The organism is Kamptonema sp. UHCC 0994 (genome assembly GCF_029167235.1).
GTDB lineage: Bacteria > Cyanobacteriota > Cyanobacteriia > Cyanobacteriales > Microcoleaceae > Kamptonema.
This window is the reverse complement of record NZ_JARFTR010000097.1, coordinates 1-2453: the sequence shown is the minus strand read 5'-3', so window position 1 is coordinate 2453 and position 2453 is coordinate 1. Positions and strand designations below refer to the sequence as shown.

Genomic DNA, 2453 nt, shown 5'->3' with positions numbered 1-2453 from the left:
AGTGCGATTCGTTTAACCTAAAATAAGCCGAAAAGCTTATGGGACGGTTAGCCTAGCTGCTCAGGCAGTTAGTGACAACTGGTTACATTTGTAGGTGAGGGTTCAGCCCAAATCCTACCCCTCAAGTGCAGAGGTGAAAGCATATCCCCTAGTTTATTGGGTAGCAACCATGATAGCTAAAGCGGGGGTAAAAGGCAGAACTACTAGGAGCCAAACCCGGTAACTGTCGAGCAAGAGTCCAAGCGTAGCGTAAGCGAAGATGTGTTGAACCATCGTTAACTCAAATGGTGTAAAGGCTTAGTTAGGGTAAATCCGTTGCAAAACACGGTAAGAATCCCTGACAAACACCAAGCCAAAAGGCAAGGATAGGGCATAAGCGGTTTTTTCTCCGACTTATAAGCACCGCCCAATAAACCCGGTGGATAGCATCACAGCTAAAGACTCAAACAATGTGTAATCGGAACGAAGTAACCCCTAAGTATCTCTGGAGAGGTCGAAATCCAGTAAGTAGCTAACGAACGGTAATTAAGGGCGGGATGGTATCAGAAGCGAATGCCTCATTGTAATGATGAGGATATGCTGACAGATACTCGGTAATTCCAACGATGGAGTCCTAGTAGCAATGAATATGTCTAAAACGCAGAACAATCTGACGGTGGAATGGAATCAAATCAATTGGCGTAAAGCTGAAAGATTGACGTTCAAGTTGCAAAAACGAATCCATCAAGCGAGTGAACGAGGCGACGTTAAAGCAGTTCGCAAACTCCAAAAGACCCTGATTAGGTCTTGGTCTGCAAAATGTATTGCGGTACGTAGGGTGACACAAGATAATCAAGGTAAAAATACGGCAGGTGTGGATGGCGTTAAATCGTTAACCCCAAAGCAACGTATGAATCTTGTAGGTAAGTTGAGGTTAACCGAAAAGGTAAAACCCACTCGTAGGGTTAATATTCCTAAGCCCGGAACGACTGAAACTAGACCATTAGGAATCCCAACGATAAACGACCGTGCATTGCAAGCGTTAGTTAAACTAGCGTTAGAACCTGAGTGGGAGGCAAAATTCGAGCCTAACAGTTACGGTTTTAGACCAGGGCGTTCCTGTCACGATGCGGTTGCAGCAATATTTATCAGTATTCATCAAAAAGCTAAATACGTGCTGGATGCTGATATTGCTAAGTGTTTCGACCGTATAGACCACAAAGCGTTACTTTCCAAAATAAGTACATACCCCACCTTAAACCGACTAATCAAAGCATGGCTCAAGGCAGGGTATTGTGACCAGGGTTCTCTATTCCCTACTAATGAGGGTACACCACAAGGCGGGGTAATTTCTCCCCTACTTGCGAACATTGCCTTACATGGTATGGAAGAGAGAGTAAAACAGTACGCGGAAACGCTAAAAGGGAATAAAACGTCGAACCGTAAATCCCTTAGCTTAATACGTTATGCTGATGATTTCGTGATAATCCATGAGGATGTAAACGTTGTCAAGAAATGTCAAGAGATAATTGCTAATTGGTTACGTGATATGGGACTGGAATTAAAGCCAAGTAAGACAAAATTAACTCACACCCTCATTGAGATTGATGGTAATGTCGGGTTTGAGTTTCTAGGGTTCCATGTACAACAGCATAAAGTGGGAAACTACCGTAGTGGTGCGTGTAATGGCATACAACTAGGTTTTAAAACGATAATCACCCCCTCAAAAGCCAAAATCAAGACTCATCTAGCCAAGATTGCCGAAGTAATAGACACCCATAAAACCGCCCCCCAAGTTGCCTTAATTAGCAATCTGAATCCAATCATCAGGGGATGGTCAAACTATTACTCGACAGTTGTTAGTAAGGAAACCTTTAATAGGATAGATAGCCTAACCTACGACAAGTTAAGAGCCTGGGCAAGAAAAAGGGGGAAAGGGAGCATCAATAAGGACAAATACTGGCGAACAGTAGGCGACCGTAAGTGGTGTTTCAGTACCGAAGATGGACTGGAATTAAAACGGCATTCAGATACGCCAATCGTAAGGCATATCAAAGTAAAGGGTGCTGCTAGTCCATACAATGGAAACTGGACTTATTGGAGCAAGCGTAGAGGTGAATACCCAGAAACTCCTAACAGGGTTGCATCATTAATCAAGAAACAGAAGGGTATTTGCTCTCACTGCGGTTTGTACTTTACCAGTACAGACATTGTAGAAGTTGACCATATAAAACCAACATCGTTAGGTGGAAAAGATACCTACGATAATCTTCAACTTCTACATAGACATTGCCATGACGCAAAGACTGCAACAGACGGGTCAATGCACTCAAAGAAAGTGCCAAAACCTGAGAGTTGGTCTTGAATCGTACCCATGACAAGGGTGGAATTATTGAGGAGCCGGATGAGGTGAAAGTCTCACGTCCGGTTCTGAAGGAGAGGTAAAAGTCGCAAGGCTTCTATCGACTCTAACA

1 pseudogene is annotated in these 2453 nt (G+C 43.5%); it reads left to right on the top strand.

Going from position 1 to position 2453, the window contains the following annotated elements:
* The first annotated feature begins 622 nt into the window (after positions 1 to 622).
* Positions 623 to 2424: pseudogene (gene ltrA / locus PY364_RS09410) on the top strand (group II intron reverse transcriptase/maturase).
* The last annotated feature ends 29 nt before the right edge of the window (positions 2425 to 2453 follow it).